This is a genomic window from Aliikangiella marina (genome assembly GCF_007004765.1).
GTDB classification, from domain to species: domain Bacteria; phylum Pseudomonadota; class Gammaproteobacteria; order Enterobacterales; family Kangiellaceae; genus Aliikangiella; species Aliikangiella marina.
Window position 1 is genome coordinate 187,754 of the sequence record NZ_VIKR01000007.1, and the last position, 17,197, is coordinate 204,950.

Genomic DNA, 17,197 nt, shown 5'->3' on the forward strand with positions numbered 1-17,197 from the left:
CATCGCACCCCACCAACATTACGGGTAAGATCCCGCGGCGTTTTACGCAAAACAAAACACTCTGATAATGTCTTAATATTCTAAAAGAGAACCTAATGACTACCCCTAAATGTAAATTCGCATCCTGTATCAGCTTAGCCTTGCTGAAAGGCTCGATTCTAGCAACTCCCACCAGCGTGCAAGCAAATAACAACACGCTCACCTCTCCGGATGGCTCAACAAAACTCGTCATCACCGGATCGCCCATCCAGAGAAGTATTGAAGGGAGCAGCGAGCAGTTAGATGAATATGATAACCAAGCCATTATCGATGCTGGCGATCTACTCACCCGAATAGCGGGTATTTCGGCGATCAGAGCCGGAGGGCATGCTACTGACCCCGTGCTTCGAGGACAAGCGCAAACGAGAATAAATCTTTTGCAACAGGGAGCATTTTTACATGGCGCTGGACCGAATCGAATGGACTCACCCGGCGCTTACACAGAACCGTTTGGCTGGGATGAAGTACAAATCATCAAAGGTATTGAAACATTGACTCTGGGTTCCGGCGGGCCCGCCGGTAGTATTAACTTTAAACGCCATGCGCCCGAATTCGACAACGGTAATTTTTCCGGAAAGTTAATGGCCGCTTATGCTGAGGACTATTACAAGATCGCTAGCGATCTCTCGATTGGTGATGACAGAGGTTACTTTCGCTTGGTAAGTCAAATTATGGATCAGGAGAGCTACGAGGATGGCGATGGCAACTTAACCCGTACTGCCTTCGAGACAGTTTCCAATACCTTAATCGGCGGCTATCAATTCAGCGACAACCAAGAGCTTCGGTTATCACTCATGGCAAACCGTGGCAGTGACGCGTTGTTCGCTGGCACCATGATGGATGGACCAACAACAGATATGGATGCGGCTCAGCTGATTTTTATTGATGGAGATGAACTAGCAGACAACTACTCAGAGTACCAAATCTATTGGAATGATGCGCATCATGTGATGGATAATTTTAGTTTGCGGCAACAAACAGCGCCCATGCGCATGCTAACTGATTCTAACTCTAAGACAACCGGTGCTAAATGGCTCAAGCGCTGGTCTACAGAACAAAGTGTGTGGCAAACGGTAATCGACTGGCAAAACATCGAAAGGGACGCGAACCGATTCATGGGGATGATGGGTATACCAAATATTTTGCAAGCGAGAATTTGGCCTGATAATACCTTAGAAATTTTTGGTATTGCGGTAGAAAATGAATACCGTTTTTCTGATTCAGCCAGAATTAAAGCCGGTGTTAGGTTTGATCAAGTGACGGCTGAAGCAAATGGATTATTAGACCCAACAATTGGCACGCTTTATGAGAATTATTATGGCCAAGTTCAACCCCGATCTAACGAGGATAATTGGAGTGGTTTTACTCGTTTTTATTCAATTAGTGACCAATCATTGTATTGGCTCGGCTTAAGTTCGACGGTCCGCACTGCCGATGCAACTGAACGCTATCTCGGTGCCGGTAATATCAACCCTATGATGCGTTGGATCGGTAATCCAAATATCGATCCAGAAAGACACAACCAAATTGAACTCGGGGGTAAATGGAATTTTGCCAGCGGTTGGCATGAACTCAGCATTTACTACAATCAAGTCGATGATTTTATTTTACGCGACCGCGCTCGCATGCAGACTGATATCTTACTAATGGATGGGGCAACAATCTATCGCAATGCAGATGTAACCTTGTCCGGATTCGAATGGACTTTGCGCAGCGATATTACTGACAGCTGGTCTTTCAACGCAAACCTTGCTTATGTTAAAGGCGATAACGACGACACAAACGTCCCTTTATATCAAATTCCGCCTGTCGAAGGTTTGATTCAACTGGTTAATCACCATGCCGATTTAGCCTATTTTATTGATATCCGATTCGCTGATTCGCAAGACAAAGTCGATGATAACATGATGACTGGCAGCGCGCTCGATGCCGGACCGTCAGATTCTTGGCAAGCAATTGATTTGAAAGCGCGTTACAACCTCAATCAATCTTGGCAAATATCAGTCGGTATCAATAATTTGTTCGATGAAACTTATGCCTACCATGTCAGTCGGGCAAACTTAGATCCGTTTAATCCTCAAGCCGTCAGAGTGAATGAACCCGGGCGACAAGTTTGGCTGTCTATGCTTGCTAATTTTTAAGGTAGCCGGCGTTTTTTAGCGCAACGCTAGGAAACAGATAACACTTCGAGCATAACACTGCTATCATCGTGCAAAAGGGACTAGACTTCATTAGTCCCTTTGTTTTATTAGGATCAAATAATGTCAGATAGTCGACCTGTTAAGCGCGCCGAAGAAATGGTGAATTGGAATATCGTCTTCCCGAATCAAGCTAACCCCAGCGGAAATATGTTTGGCGGCGACGTTCTCGCTATTATGGATACTACCGCCGCGATGGCAGCCAAACGATTTAGCGAAACCCAAGTTTCTACCGTTACGGTTGAAGCCGTTCACTTTGCCAAACCGATTATGGTTGGCGACAACATTAAAACCACCGCTAAAGTCGTGCTTGTAGGCAACACCTCAATGATGGTTAAAACTGATGTTTATCGTGATATTGGTGGTAACAAATTAATGAAATGCGTTAGTGCATTTTTAAATTTTGTGGCCTTCGATTATCAGCGAATGCCAACTCAAGTGCCAATTTTGGAGCTTCTCGAAGAAGATGAGACTGCTCACAAAATGGCACTAACGATAAAAGAGTCAGCCAAAAGGCGCCAACAAGAACTCAATGAGATTTTGGCTTAGCTTTCGGCTTCTAAATAAAAAATTCTCTCAACAGGAATCTCAAAGTAATGCGATAGCTTCAATGCGATTACAACTGAGGGTGTAAACCGGCCTGTTTCTACCGTGCTAATGGTTTTTCTTGAAACGCCAATAGCGTCAGCTAATTCTTGTTGGGAGATCTTTCGCTTACTCCGCAATTTTGCGATATTATTTTCTAATTCGCTATTCATCTTCTGCTCGCAACAGAAATAATACCGGAAGCGCATAGCTAATAAACATCACACCTAAAATACTCTTCGCTAAAGTACTCGCTGACACGCCTGCCATTGCCTCCGCAAATCCACCGAAATCGGACAACATCAATAAAATCAAAACAAAACAAGTCACATTAAAAGCATATTGGTAACCCTTACGGTTAATATGATTTAAAAACTCATCACTAAACTGGCCTAACCAAAATGCTCTGCGGTTAAAGGTAAATGCGCCTCTAGAAGTACGCGACAAGTAAACTAGTGTCACAATAAACAAGGCAAATACAGCAAATTGCACTATTGTTGTAATCGTTGAATTTGTTGAGACATCAGCCAATAACCAACTCCAGAAATTGAGCGTTAAGATAAAGCCAATGGAAAGCGACAATACAGCACTACTCAATAGATAATCTTGTTCTGTGTGCGGGTTTGGAGAATTGTTTGGTGACATTATGGCTCCTTATTCAAAATTCCTAAAAGTCAGTTGTGGCTAATAAATTCGATATCTGATACCAAAAGGTTTCAAATGATACCTCAAATACACAAATGAAACCTTTGAGTTACAAATGATACCTATAGGTATCAATAAAAAGCAAGAAATTTTTATTGGTTAGCGACAAATAACGTTTCTAGGATTTGAATAAAGACCGATATTTGTCTTAAATATCAGCGAATTAGCAGGAGTTTCGAATTTATAGTTTCGAATTTATAAGGTGTGCTTTGATTTGGTTAGGTCGGATTTACGCGTCGCGCAATTATTGAGAATTTCCGTTCTCCGGCGATCATCAGCGCTATGCCATCCAGTAATTTCATCGATATGCCGATAACACCCTACACAGATATCGTTTTCGTTGAGGGTACACAAACTGATACAAGGCGATTGAATGGGAAGTTGATCTGTTGACATCGTATTTTAAGTTTGACCCGAAATAATTGCTGGAGTTTACCATTGATTTAAATCTGACCCTATAACTTACGGTGAAATTCAGCACTCTGTCTAGTTAAATACAACTTAGCTCGCTAAAAACAACCGGTTCAAGCGAATGGGTGACTCGATAATGCTTTTTGCAGTCCTCATACTTGCTTCATAATGACTTCTATCGCTTGTTTCGCCTCTTGAAACTCAAAACGACTGATCAAATCAGACAGCTCGATTAACCGATTATCACCTTGCGAGCCCTGGGCGAAGCGCTTTAGCTTCTCAAGCTCTTCTAATTCAATGAACATCGAATCGTCTAATTTCTGTTTAATACTTTCAAGTAAACTCGCTAAAGATTCATCTGCCGTTATTTGTATTTCTGCACTTGCATCCAGATTGTCTGCTAAAAACTGATTGAAAAGCTGCAACAAAACCACCGACGATTCTTCTATTAGTTCAAATAGACGATTGGTTTCCGCTTCATTCTGAGCTTCAACCGCATTTTCCAATGCGACACACAGTTTATGCAATTTGTTGGCTGACAAGTTAGCAGCGACACCTTTTTCTGTGTGGACGATCTTTTTGAGAGTGGCAAAATCTCTCTGAGCAATCGCAGCACGAATTTGCTCTAATCGGGTAACGTGATCTTCGATAAATGATTCCACTAATCGAACCAATATCAGCGTTTGCTGTTTTACCCGTTTTAATGCACTGGGTTGGTCCCAGTCTACGGACAGCTCCTCTTCAGCACCTTCCTTAACCCTATCATCAACCTTGACTTTCTCAAAGAAGGGAACTTCTTTTGCTTTACCTTGATGAAATACCCAGCTAACAATTTTATTGATCAATGCATCTGCATCCACCGGTTTGGTTAAGTAGTCGTTCATACCGGCTTTAATACATTTTTCTTTATCACCTTTCATCGCCCCAGCCGTCATCGCGATGATTGGAATTGAACGATTGTTCTCACCCGCATGGCCATCTCGAATATTTTTGGTCGTTTCATACCCATCCATTACAGGCATTTGGCAATCCATTAAAACCATGGTGTATCCAGAAGGGTTTGAGTAGCTTTGCAGTTGTTCTAACGCCAATTGACCATTAGCGGCAACGTCGGATTCCAGTCCGGATAATTTTAAAATATCTTGAGCGACCATTTGATTGGTTCGGTTATCCTCGACAATCAGTATCGTAGTATCAGGTGGCCAATCAATTTCGCCGTCAGCACTTAAATGATCGGTTTCTTCGCGTGCTAAAGAGTTTAAGTAATGCCGAGTCAGCAATGGTTCGGCCTCGGCTAAAGCCTCTCCATCTTCGACGATAACATTGAGTGCATCAAACAAATCGGAGGTTGTCGCCGGCTTTGGAAAGTATCCGCTAAATCCTATTTTTGCCATACGAGCCGCGTCACCTTGAAAACTCATTGACGTCATCATGACCAATTTCATTGATTGGTAACGCTTTTCGTCTCGCAACTTTTTCCCGAGGGCAACTCCATCCATTTTTGGCATTTGATAATCGACCAAGGCAATTTTAAAATTCTGCTGTTGCTCATCTTGGAAACGTTTTTCGCAAATGGTTAAAGCTTCTTCAGCGGAACTGGCTAAAGTCACATTTGCGCCCCAATTGAGTAGTTGCCCCTGCAAAACTTCTCGATTGGTTTTGTTGTCGTCAACGACTAATACTTCCAGATCTCGAATATCAACTCGCGGCAAGATTCTTTCCGAGCGCTTTGATTTACCAAGTTGGATGTGACAGGAAAATTCGCTCCCCATTCCTAGGGTGCTGCTCATGCTGACATCGCCCCCCATTAGGCGGCACAACCGCTTGACGATTGCTAACCCCAATCCGGTACCGCCATAATGACGAGTAGTTGAAGCATCAACCTGCTCAAATGCATTAAACAGTTTGTCTTGATCCGCCTGTTTAATGCCAATACCGGTATCTGAAACCATTAAATCTAACCGCCAATTGTCTTCATCAAGTTCAGTTAAACCGGCTTTGATTAGTACTTCGCCTTGCTCTGTAAACTTGATCGCATTACCCACTAGGTTGGAAGCTATCTGTCTAATTCTACCGGGATCGCCAATGACACGACTCTGATTTAAACCAACAATATCAAGAATGAGTTCTAACCCTTTATTCTGCGCTTGTTGCGCCATCCCTTCCGCAAATTCATCGAGCATCCGCCGAATATCAAAATTGATAAATTCCAGATCCATTTTATCGGCTTCTATTTTGGAAAAATCCAAAATGTCATTGATTAAAACCAATAGAGACTCAGCACTGCTTTTGGCGACCTCTGTGCGGTGTCTTTGCTCTTCAGTTAAGTGACTATTGGCTAATAATCCAAGCATTCCTAAAACACCATTCATTGGAGTTCGGATCTCATGGCTCATACTTGCAAGAAACGCACTTTTCGCATGAATCGCTTGCTCAGCCTGATCTCTGGCAGCGATAAGCGCTTCTTCAGTGCGTTTAAAATCGGTCACATCATAATTGATCCCTGTCAGTTTAACGGGATTACCCGCTTTGTCTTTTCGAGTTAAGGCTGCAGCTTTAATATGACGGACCTCTCCGTTGGGCCATATGATCCGAAACTCATTGTCTAAGTTTTTATCTTGTGTGAGCGCCTCTTGTAATTGTCTGCCTGCTTCCTGCAAATCGTCCGGATGAACTGTTTTTGCCCAGGCTTCATAAGCCCCAGAAAACTCTTCCGGATTAACTTTAAAAATCTTGAACATCCAATCATCCCATGTGAGTTGATTGGTATTTAAATCAAGCTCCCACATACCTAGCTCTGCCGAATCGGCCGCAAGTTGCATTCTTTCATTCGCTTTTCTCAACAACCGCTCGGACTCAACTCGCTCAGTGATATCATAATTAGTCCCTATCATTTGGATCGCGTCGCCTGCCTCATCGCGAACCACGATTGCATCCGCTTTAACGTGCCTGATCTCGCCACTGGGTAATATGACGCGGTATTCAGTATCATATTTTTTACCGCCTCGAATAGCCTCCGCAATTTCTTCTGTTACCCGGTCGATATCATCAGGATGAACCCCTTTTTGCCAGGCTGTATTCCCATCTTTAAAAGACTCTCGGGTTAATCCGTACAACCGAATCATCCAATCATCCCAAACCGCTTCTCCAGACTTGATATCAAAATCCCAGATACCGATCCCCGATGAGTCTGCCGCTAGTTGCATTCGTTGGATTGCTTTTTTTGCTTGCTCTGCCGATTCAACGCGCTCGGTAATATCGTAATTAGTCCCAATCATTCTGATCGGCTCACCTTGTTCATTTCTTTCTACAATCGCGTCGGCTTTGATATGACGAACATTGCCATTAGGGTGTCTGACTCTAAATTCCGTATTAAATTTAGACTCGCCCCGTACCGCTGCTTCGTAATCAGCAACAGCCCGTTCAATGTCATCAGGATGGACACCTTCTTCCCAGGCTTGGATAGCGCCCTTAAAGTTTTCCCGAGTCAAACCATAAAGGCGAATCATCCAATCATCCCAAATCAGCTCATTGGTTTTTAAATCGAGCTCCCAAATTCCAATACCCGAAGAGTCGGCCGCTAATTGCATTTTTTGGTTGGCGGCTTTCACCTTTTTTTCAGACTCAACTAAATCAGTAATATCGTAATTGATCCCCACCATCTGCACAGGGTGACCCACTGAATCCTTAACCACCATTGAAGCGACTTTAAGATAACGAAGGTCACCGTTTGGGTGGATCACTCGGATTTCAGTATCGAATTTTGCTTCACCGCGAATGGCGGCTTTAATTTGGTTAACGCATCTATCGAGATCTTCGGGATGGATCCCTTTCGCCATCGCAGCGCGGGGATTCTCAAAGGTTTCCGCTGTTAGACCATAGAGCCTTACCATCCAATCATCCCAAGTGACTTGCTTGGTTTTGATATCAAGCTCCCAAACACCAATTCCGGCGGAGTTAGTTGCCAGACTCATTCTGTCCGATCGACTTTTTGATTTTCTAGCTAATGAACGGATCTGCTCAAATGAGAGCTGAATCATTTTTTCTACAGGTCTAAAAATGATAAACACTTCTAGTACCAAGATAATTAAAATAAATCCGCCGAACATGTAAATAAGGTTTTGGACCCTTTCTGTTCGTTGAATAGCGGCACTTTCGTAGTGTGTGACCATTTGGTCGAGATCAGCAAGCAACCGATTAGTATTGTCTAACTGAAACTGCGCCAACCAATCATTATTAATTTGCTGACTCGTTTGAGCCGCAGCTAGTTGTTGCGCAGCTTGGGTAAACTCAATGACTCGCTTGTCTAAATTATGGGAAGGAGAAAAATACTGCTCAAACATCAATTGGTGCGCTTCACGGTTAGTCTCACTCACCGAAACGAGTTGTTGGTGACTGCTTAACATGAGCGCTGCAGAAAATTTTAATTGTTCAGCGACCTGCGCATTCGGTTGAGCGTTTAGAAGATATTTTTGATGTTCTATCGCCAGCCGACTGACCATTTGCGACAACATACGCTGCCGTCCAGCTAAATTCACAATACTGGCGTCTTCCGCTTTGGTCGCGATCAATTGTTGTAAAAAATAGGTAGACACGGCGACTAAAATCGCGACAAGGGCAATTGCCGCGATATAACGAGTTCTGATATTTGATAGCAGCGTCGAAGTTTTTTGCACTGAAAAACCCTTTACTCACAATTGATTGCAATACCTTTTTAAAATTTGGGTAGAGCGATTTGGCTTGTTGTTGGCCACCGACCGCCAACAACAAGCACTTGCAAGTTTCAGGCTAGTCTATTGAAATATAGACTATTTTTGAGAAAATATTAGGATTTACGCGCAATTTCGTTAGTTTAACGTAGCAGGCAAACGAGGACTGGATAGCAGTTTAGCAAAGCGGGCCCAGCGGCCTTGGCGCGTTTGGTCGGGTCCCGACTCAACCCATTGTTTAACCAAATCTTTTCCCCAGTTGTAATTGATCACATAAGCGCCATAAGCATCATAGAACTTAACTCGTTGTTTGGCCTTAGCTTCACTGGCGAGGGTATATTCTTGAAGCATTTTGGCTGCCGTTTCACCATCGATTTTCCCGTTAATATATAGGCGCGCAACTTCGTTACTCGCATAAGTTAACTGGCTCAACAGTTGTGAAACAGCGTCATATTGATCAGCAAGTTTTGGATCAAGTCCAGCTAGCGGATATAGCACGTTACGTTCAAAATCGAGTTTCTCTTTTCCAGGGAAAGCCATCTCGATTCCATAATTGGCCGATCCTTCGGCGATAAGAGACTGGGGGCTGTAAAGCGGATACACTGAATACTCAACCCAACCTCGTTTACGATACAGGTTGTCCTCTAAAAGGGCGTTGTAAGTATGATGTCCTGGATAGCCTTCATGGCAACCCAAATCAATTGCTCGCGATATATCAATCGGTAACTCAACATTCATTTGAATGAGCGAGAAAGCATTACCCTTATACCAGTTGTATCCACTCCAGGGTTTGTCAGTGACAAATTCAAGTTCGAAGCTTTCGTTTTCGAGCAGCTCAATAAATTGTTTAGTTCGGTCGCGACACCCTTTAATAGCAACGTCGAACACTGTTTTGAGTTTATCTCTCGGAATCACAAACTGGCTTTTAAATTTTTCCACTCGACGACTCAAGCTTCCATCGCCCGGCAATAATTTATCGAGTTTCGAAAGTACCTCTCGATAGGACTTTAAATCGTTTTGGGGGGCTTGCGTTCCATAAAGCGCTTGGCTTTGTTGGTCAAAATCAAACTTAGCACTTCCCAAAAGCATCAACGCTTTTGACGATAAAGCAGTGAGCTGTGCATCAAGATAAGCAATGCGCAGTTGAATCATCTCATCATCACTAGTGTGTTGTTTGACAACGTCTTGCACATTCTTGGCCGCTATCACGATACTTTTTAAATCGATCGCTTTTTGTTTGGCATGTTCTCTCCATGCATCTGGACCATAATAGGCATCAACATAATTGGGATCGTGCTCGCCTAAAGCCAATGCTAATTGAACATATTGTTTAGCCGCTTCATCCAGTAAAGATTCAGCTTTGCAAGGCAAGACAATTAACAACGTTAGCAGTAAAAATAAAGTCGTTTTTTTCATTATTATCACCTCTTTAGATTCAACTGTTCGGTCGCTGGTTCTAGCAATTAATTACTTACTCATTGGCGCTAACTACGCCAAAAATCTGGCGTGAATAAAACCAATAATGTAAAAATTTCTAGCCGGCCAAATAACATCGCTATTGACAATACCCATTTAGATAAATCGCTAATCCCGGCATAGTTTGCAGCGACCTCACCCAATCCAGGACCAAGGTTATTCATGCAAGCAGCGACGGCTGAAAAAGCGGTGACTTGATCCAGTCCATCTGCCATTAAAATTAACATGAAGATAAAAAACAATACCACGTAGGTTGCGAAAAATCCCCAGACGGCTTCAATTATATTTTCTGATAAAACGGTTTCACCGACGCGAATTCTAAAAAACGCATTGGGATGAATCAGCTTTTTAATCTCCCGCGCTCCCTGTTTAAATAATAGGAGAAAACGAATCACTTTAATTCCGCCACCAGTGGACCCAGCACAGCCACCAATAAAACTGGCAAAGATTAACAACACCGGGACAAATATCGGCCAAGTCGAAAAATTCTCCGTAGCAAAGCCAGTGGTCGTCGCGATTGAAACCGTATGAAATAATCCATCAAGGGCTGCCTCCGAAAACCCTAAACCGCCTTGAAAGACCAAAACCAGGGTGACGATTAAAGCGACTACTCCAATGATACCTAAATAAACTTTAAACTCGGGGTCCCGCTTGTAGGGATCAATACTAAGCCCCCTGACCGCCGCAAAGTGAAGCGAAAAATTAACGCCACTAATGATCATAAAAACGATACAAATTAACTCAATTTGTGAGTTGTTAAAGTAACCAATGCTCTCGTCGTGGGTTGAGAATCCACCAATCGCTACCGTAGAAAAGCTGTGGCCAATCGCATCAAAAATACTCATCCCAGCGCCCCAATAAGCCAGAGCACAGGCAATGGTTAGACCCAGATAAATATACCAAAGCGCCTTTGCCGTTCCGGCAATTCTTGGGGTTAATTTTGAGTCTTTCACCGGTCCGGGCGTTTCCGCTCGGTAAAGCTGCATACCACCAATTCCTAGCATTGGTAAAATTGCAACCGCTAAAACAATGATCCCCATGCCACCAAGCCATTGCAGTTGCTGACGATAAAACAAAACCGAGTGTGGCAGATCATCCAAACCAACAATGACCGTCGCCCCAGTTGTTGTCAAACCGGAGAAGGATTCGAATACCGCATCGGCAAGACCAAAATTATCGATTGAGCTGAGATATAGGGGAATAGCACCAAAAAGACTGAGTACGGCCCAAAATAAAACCACCACTAAAAAACCATCGCGCGTTCTTAGTTCACCGCGAACTTTCTTACGCGGTAAAAATAAAAATAAACCGGTTACCAAACTAATCAAAAAACCAGAGAAAAAAGCACCGCCACCACCATCACCATAAATAACCGCAACCGCCAATGGGGGAACCATCGTGATGCTGAAGATCATCAATAAGATTCCCAATATTCGGATGATTAGTTGGCTTTGCATAATTGGTTTAGTTGGATCTTGATTTTAATAGTTAAGTTTAAAGTTTTGGCTAACTGTTAAATGAGCGTAAATGCCGGTGTTTTTTCAAACTAGAAAAACGTTAGGTCAACTTGGAATAGTTGCTCTACATCAGCCACATATTTTTTATCGACCAAAAACAAAATAACGTGGTCATTCGACTGAATCACGATATTGTGATGGGCAATGATAACTTTTTCATCTCGGACAATGGCAGCAATCGACGTTCCTCTTGGCAGCTCGATTTCGCCAATGGCCTTACCTACGACCTTTGATGTATCTTCTGTACCGTGTGCAACAGCCTCCATTGCTTCAGCAGCGCCACGTCTTAAAGAATAAACGTTTGCAACATCACCACGCCGTATATGAGTCAGCAAACTACTGGTCGTTGTGTGCTGGGGTGATAAAGCAATATCAATTTCATTGCCTTGCAGTAAATCCGTGTAAGCGACTCGATTGATCAACACCATGGTTTTACGGACACCTAATCTTTTGGCCAACATGGCGGACATAATGTTCGCTTCATCTTTATTGGTCACGGCGATAAAGACATCCATATGATCAATATTTTCGTCGATCAGTAACTCTTGATTACTAGCGTCACCATGCAAAACAATCGTATTTTCTAACTCATCACTAATTGACAAAGCTCGAGTCGGATCGGCCTCAATCAGTTTCACGTGGTAATTGTCCTCGAGTGATTTTGCCAACCCTTTACCGATGTTTCCGCCGCCAGCAATCATTATGCGCTTGTAGGGGTTTTCTAACTTTTGCAGTTCGCCCATCACTTGGCGTATATGATGACTTGCAGCAATAAAAAAGACTTCATCATCGGCTTCAATGACGGTATCACCAGTGGGCATAATCGCCTTACCACGCCTAAAGATCGCGGCGACTCGCGTCTCAATATTTGGCATATGGTCTTTGAGCGCTGAAAGCGCATTGCCGACAAGTAAACCACCATAATACGCCTTTACTGCAACCAACCGGACTCTGCCATCAGCAAAATCCACCACCTGGAGCGCTCCCGGGTTTTCCACCAAGCGACGAATATACTTAACTACCAACAACTCTGGAGAAATAACTACGTCAACCGGTAAGTTTTTTGAGTCAAATAGTTTCTTTTCTTGAAAGTATTCGGCGCTGCGCACTCTGGCAATTTTAGTGGGGGTTTTGAAAATTGAATAAGCGACTTGGCAGGCAATCATGTTGGTCTCATCGCTGTTGGTAACCGCTATGATCATATCGGCGTCTTCTGCGCCGGCTTGCCTAAGAATATGAGGATGAGAGCCATAGCCGATGATCGTCCGCAAATCGAGATGATCTTGCAACGCCCGTAATTTTTTAGGATTTGTATCCACGACGGTTATATCGTTGTCTTCACCAGCCAAACTAATTGCCAATGTACCGCCAACTTGACCTGCACCAAGAATGATTATTTTCATTATATGTCAATGTGTTATACAAGCTTTGTGCTTGCTGCTAACCATACACCTAATTCGTTAAAAATACCTAATCTAAATTCGTTTTATCAAGACTTTTGCAAAGCGCACAAATAAAAACCATCCATTTGATATTCTCCCGGCAGAATTTGATAACCGACCGAAGCTCGCGAAGAAAGGTGTCGTGCGATGGGCTCCGGCATTACCTCAACCTTAGCAGAGTGGTTTTCTAAAAATGCTTGAACCTGCTGTTCATTTTCCGCTTTAAAAATCGAACAGGTTGCATACACGAGCCGTCCGCCTGGTTTTAATAGCGGCCAACATTTTTCCATTATGGTCTGCTGGAGACTAACTAAAGGCGCAATGTCAGTTGCTAATCTGTGCACCTTGATATCCGGATTGCGGCGAATTACGCCACTAGCGCTGCACGGCACATCAATTAATATGCGATCAAATTGCTGACCATCCCACCAGTCATCAACATGGGTGATGTCAGCAATTTTCAATTGGCAATTCATGCCTAAACGCTCGAGTGTTTGAGAAATTTTTTCGGCGCGTTTTGCCGACATTTCTACTGCCGTTAACGCGATATCTGGCTGTCTTTGAATGAGGTGAGTTGTTTTACCGCCCGGTGCTGAACACCCATCGAGTACCCGAAATCCGGGTTGTAAATCCATTAATTCCACTGCTAATTGAGCAGCCGCATCTTGTACGGTCACTTCACCGTCATTAAAGCCCGGTAACTGAGCAACATCCGTTGGATTCTCAAGTACCAGTCCATCCTGTGCAAGCGGGTGGGGCGCAGTGTTTACATTCAGTAAACTCAGTTTGGTTAAATATTCAGTTTTAGATGTTTTTAAATTGTTGACCCGTATCGTCATCGGCGCTTGGCGGTTGTTCTCTGCCAAAATGTTTTCGGCTTCATCTGGCCAATCTTGACGAATGCGCTTCACCATCCAACCGGGATGAGAAAACTGAAATTGAATCGACTTGGCTAGTTGAGTCTCTAAACTTTTCGCTTCTCTTTGGTAAGTCCGTAACACACCATTGACGATACCTGACGCCCAGCTTTTGTCGAGGGCTCTGGTCAGCTCCACCGATTCGCTAATCGCGGCATGGTCGGGAATAGTAAGGTATTTCAACTGGTAAAGCCCACTAATTAAAACCATCAACACGTCGGTATCTTTTGTCCTTAAAGGCTTATTTAGTAGGTTAGTGGCTAGCGTATTCAGCTGATGGAAGAAACGCAAACTACCAAACAACAACTGCTTGGCGAGTCCTTTGTCTTTCGGATCTAGCTTGTCATCTTTTCGTGCCATAAGCTGGTTAACCGATACGCCGTCTTTGACGACTTGGGTAAGCCAGCGCACAGCCATTAATCTTGGATTAGTCATGGCGCCCTAGAACCGGATGAGTCTCAAACCAGTCTCGGCGCGCATTAAGCAACGCCTCAGCGTTCATTGCTTTGCTGCCATCAGGTTGCAAAATTTGTAACCGCAATAACTGGCCATCTCCGCAGACTACATCGATGCCGGCTTTACTGAGCTCGACTACTGTGCCTGGCGTCTTGTTCGAAGCTTGGTCGAGCAACGCAGACTGCCAGACTCTGAGACGCTTTTCGCCAACGTAGCTAAAACACACTGGCCAAGCATTAAAGGCTCTTACTTTTCTTTCAATGGTGACGGCTGCTTGCTGCCAATCGATTTCAGCTTCTGCTTTATGAAGTTTATGCGCATAGTTTGCTGAGTCGTCATCCTGCACTTCGCCCAAATTATTTGGATTGAAATTCGCGAGAAACTGATTAATGGCTTCACCGCCAAGCTGCGCAAGTTTGTCGTGGAGACTCGAACCTGTCTCCGTTGCATCGATGGGGAGCTGTTTTACTAACAACATATTGCCTGTATCTAAGCCCTCATCCATCTGCATGATCGTAATGCCTGTGGTCTCGTCGCCCGCTTCAATTGCTCGATGGATTGGCGCTGCACCTCGCCAACGGGGAAGAATTGAGCCGTGGATATTAACGCAGCCAAATTGAGGGATATCTAATACCGCCTTGGGTAACAGTAGTCCATAAGCAACCACAACCATTAGGTCAGCGTGATAACTCGCTAATTGAGTAACTGCTGCTGGGTCTTTAAAGTTAACCGGTTGTTCTACTGGAATATCATTATCGAGTGCTAATTGTTTAACCGGTCCAGCCTGGAGCTTTTTGCCCCGTCCAGAAGGTCTGTCCGGTTGACAATAAACCGCACAAATATCGTGCCCTTCATCAATTAACGCTTTTAATGCGACAGCGGCAAATTCTGGTGTTCCAGCGAAAATAATCTTCAATTTCTGATCGCTCATCGAGCCTTACATCCTTGATTTTTTGGCCTTTTGTTCTTTTTCAAGCTTTTTGCGGATCCGTTGACGCTTGAGCGGCGAGAGGTAATCAACAAATAACTTACCTTGGGTGTGATCGAGTTCATGTTGGATACAAACTGCTAATAAACCGTCTGCATCCATTTGAAAAGGTTCACCGTTTCTATCAAGCGCCTTAATGGTTAGCTCGTCGGCACGCTCGACTTTGGCATAAACCCCCGGAAACGAAAGACAGCCTTCTTCCATCTCCTCAACGCCCCTTAACTCAACGATCTCAGGGTTAATAAACACCAGCGGAGAGTCTTTGTCTTCTGAGACATCAATAACAAAAAGTTGTTTGTGGATGTTAACCTGGGTTGCCGCTAGGCCGATACCAGGGGCTGCGTACATGGTTTCGAACATATCGTCGATTTGTTTTTGAAGCGAATCGCCAAAATCTTCGACGGGTTTTGCCTGGTTCCTAAGTCGTTTATCAGGGTATTCAAGAATGGTTAATAATGACATGAAGCGGTTAACTCTGTGACGTAAGTTCTAGTAATTTCATAAGAAATACTGCTAAGATAATGATCATACTGGAAAATTTGTTGGAATTACACTGGGTATTTCAACAAAACTTAGGCTAAAATGGCTACAATAAGTTCAAATTTTAGCCGTCAGATAATACCAAAAGGGAACAGTACAATGAAAAAACTGACCATTGGCATTTTGTCTATGCTGCTTAGTTTATCAGCTTTGTGCACGAGTGCAGCAGAATTAAGACAAAACCACCCGGAATTTCACGTCGTTCAACCGGGAGATACTTTGTGGGACATTTCTGAAAAATTTCTGCTTTCTCCTTGGTTATGGCCTGAAATCTGGCACGTGAACGACCAAGTTGATAATCCTCACTTGATATTTCCAGGTGATATCATTGCTTTAGTCTACGTTGACGGCAAACCCAGAATCACCAAAACCAATCAGATGCCTAACGGCGTGATCAAGCTGCGCCCTAAAGTGAGAGAGTTGACCGCCGATCAAGCGATTTCAACCTTACCTCTCGATGCAATATCACCATTTCTTACGTCGGCTCAAGTAGTCTCTGAAGAACAGCTGGATACAGCACCTTATGTGGTAGGCAGCGACAGTGACCGCTTACTTGCAGCGGAAGCGAACAAGGTATATGTGCGTGGCATACAAGATGAAGCTCCCACTAAATACACCTTTTTTAGACAGGGCCAACCTTATATCGATCCAGTAACCGGGGAATTACTCGGCGTCGAGGCTATCCATATTGCCGAAGGATTAAAAACTCAACCGGGTGATCCATCGGTAATGCTGTTGAAAAAATCCGTTCAAGAGTTGCGCCGCGGAGACAGAGCGTGGCCGACCAATGATGAGCAACTAAGACCGGTTTACTTTCCGCATTCTCCACAAGGGTTTGAAGGCGGTCAAATCATTTCAGTCTACGGCGGCGTGCAAATGGTCGGCCAGTTCGACATTGTGGTTATCAACCGAGGTGAACGAGAACAAATGGAAGTTGGCCATGTATTATCGATTTACCGACGCGGTGAGACAATTGTTGATGAGGTCGCTACCGAACGTCGACGAAATGATGAATCAGTCAGTACTTGGTCTAAAATCGGCGACGCAGTCACCAACAACAAGCAAGAAGTGACTTTGCCAGATGAACTCGCTGGTCGATTGATGATTTTTAGAACTTTTGAAAAAGTGAGTTTAGGTTTAGTATTGGAAGCAGAGAAAACCATTCACGTTCTAGATAAAGTCAAAATGCCTCGATAATTCGGGGCTTTTGCAAG

General features: G+C 43.8%; 13 protein-coding genes. 3 read left to right on the plus strand and 10 right to left on the minus strand.

Translation table 11 applies throughout. The features are described from left to right. The first annotated feature begins 95 nt into the window (after positions 1–95). Both FLL45_RS22095 and FLL45_RS22100 read left to right on the plus strand, forming a co-directional pair. Entirely contained in the window at positions 96–2,180 is a 2,085-nt protein-coding gene (locus FLL45_RS22095) for a TonB-dependent receptor (RefSeq protein ID WP_142944238.1), read from the plus strand. Positions 2,181–2,300: 120 nt separating this feature from the next. Then, positions 2,301–2,786: an acyl-CoA thioesterase gene (locus FLL45_RS22100; protein ID WP_142944239.1), complete on the plus strand. Its 486-nt coding sequence runs from the start codon at positions 2,301–2,303 to the stop codon at positions 2,784–2,786. Here FLL45_RS22100 and FLL45_RS22105 read toward each other — a convergent pair. The 10 genes from FLL45_RS22105 to def all read right to left on the minus strand — a co-directional run bounded on the left by FLL45_RS22105 (position 2,783) and on the right by def (position 15,905). Further along, the gene (locus FLL45_RS22105) at positions 2,783–2,995 is read right to left on the minus strand and encodes a helix-turn-helix transcriptional regulator (protein ID WP_142944240.1); all 213 of its coding nucleotides are present in this window, start codon (positions 2,993–2,995) and stop codon (positions 2,783–2,785) included. The two genes, FLL45_RS22100 and FLL45_RS22105, sit on opposite strands and share 4 nt — an antisense overlap. Continuing rightward, positions 2,988–3,467, minus strand: a complete 480-nt coding sequence (locus FLL45_RS22110; protein ID WP_142944241.1) for a hypothetical protein — start codon at positions 3,465–3,467, stop codon at positions 2,988–2,990. Before FLL45_RS22110 ends, FLL45_RS22105 begins: the two co-directional genes overlap by 8 nt. Positions 3,468–3,722: 255 nt before the next feature. After that, a complete protein-coding gene (locus FLL45_RS22115) occupies positions 3,723–3,923 on the minus strand; it encodes a DUF1289 domain-containing protein (RefSeq protein ID WP_210247266.1) in 201 nt (66 codons plus the stop codon). A 167-nt stretch (positions 3,924–4,090) separates the two neighbouring features. Next, on the minus strand, positions 4,091–8,614 hold the full coding sequence (locus FLL45_RS22120; protein ID WP_142944242.1) for a PAS domain-containing protein: 4,524 nt from the start codon (positions 8,612–8,614) through the stop codon (positions 4,091–4,093). Positions 8,615–8,785: 171 nt separating this feature from the next. Further along, complete coding sequence (locus FLL45_RS22125; RefSeq protein WP_142944243.1) at positions 8,786–10,063, minus strand: hypothetical protein; 1,278 nt, start codon at positions 10,061–10,063, stop codon at positions 8,786–8,788. 68 nt (positions 10,064–10,131) lie between these two features. Continuing rightward, the gene (locus FLL45_RS22130; RefSeq protein ID WP_142944244.1) at positions 10,132–11,580 is read right to left on the minus strand and encodes a TrkH family potassium uptake protein; all 1,449 of its coding nucleotides are present in this window, start codon (positions 11,578–11,580) and stop codon (positions 10,132–10,134) included. Between the two features lie 89 nt (positions 11,581–11,669). Beyond that, on the minus strand, positions 11,670–13,043 hold the full coding sequence (gene trkA / locus FLL45_RS22135; RefSeq protein ID WP_142944245.1) for a Trk system potassium transporter TrkA: 1,374 nt from the start codon (positions 13,041–13,043) through the stop codon (positions 11,670–11,672). A gap of 86 nt (positions 13,044–13,129) precedes the next feature. Continuing rightward, the gene (gene rsmB, locus FLL45_RS22140) at positions 13,130–14,434 is read right to left on the minus strand and encodes a 16S rRNA (cytosine(967)-C(5))-methyltransferase RsmB (protein ID WP_142944246.1); all 1,305 of its coding nucleotides are present in this window, start codon (positions 14,432–14,434) and stop codon (positions 13,130–13,132) included. Beyond that, complete coding sequence (gene fmt, locus FLL45_RS22145) at positions 14,427–15,386, minus strand: methionyl-tRNA formyltransferase (protein WP_142944247.1); 960 nt, start codon at positions 15,384–15,386, stop codon at positions 14,427–14,429. Before fmt ends, rsmB begins: the two co-directional genes overlap by 8 nt. A 6-nt stretch (positions 15,387–15,392) precedes the next feature. Continuing rightward, positions 15,393–15,905 (minus strand): peptide deformylase, encoded by a 513-nt coding sequence (def, locus tag FLL45_RS22150; RefSeq protein WP_142944248.1) that lies wholly within the window; start codon positions 15,903–15,905, stop codon positions 15,393–15,395. A gap of 177 nt (positions 15,906–16,082) precedes the next feature. On the opposite strand from def, the gene FLL45_RS22155 reads away from it, so the two are divergent. Continuing rightward, positions 16,083–17,180, plus strand: coding sequence for a LysM peptidoglycan-binding domain-containing protein (locus FLL45_RS22155; RefSeq protein WP_142944249.1), 1,098 nt, complete (start codon positions 16,083–16,085; stop codon positions 17,178–17,180). The last annotated feature ends 17 nt before the right edge of the window (positions 17,181–17,197 follow it).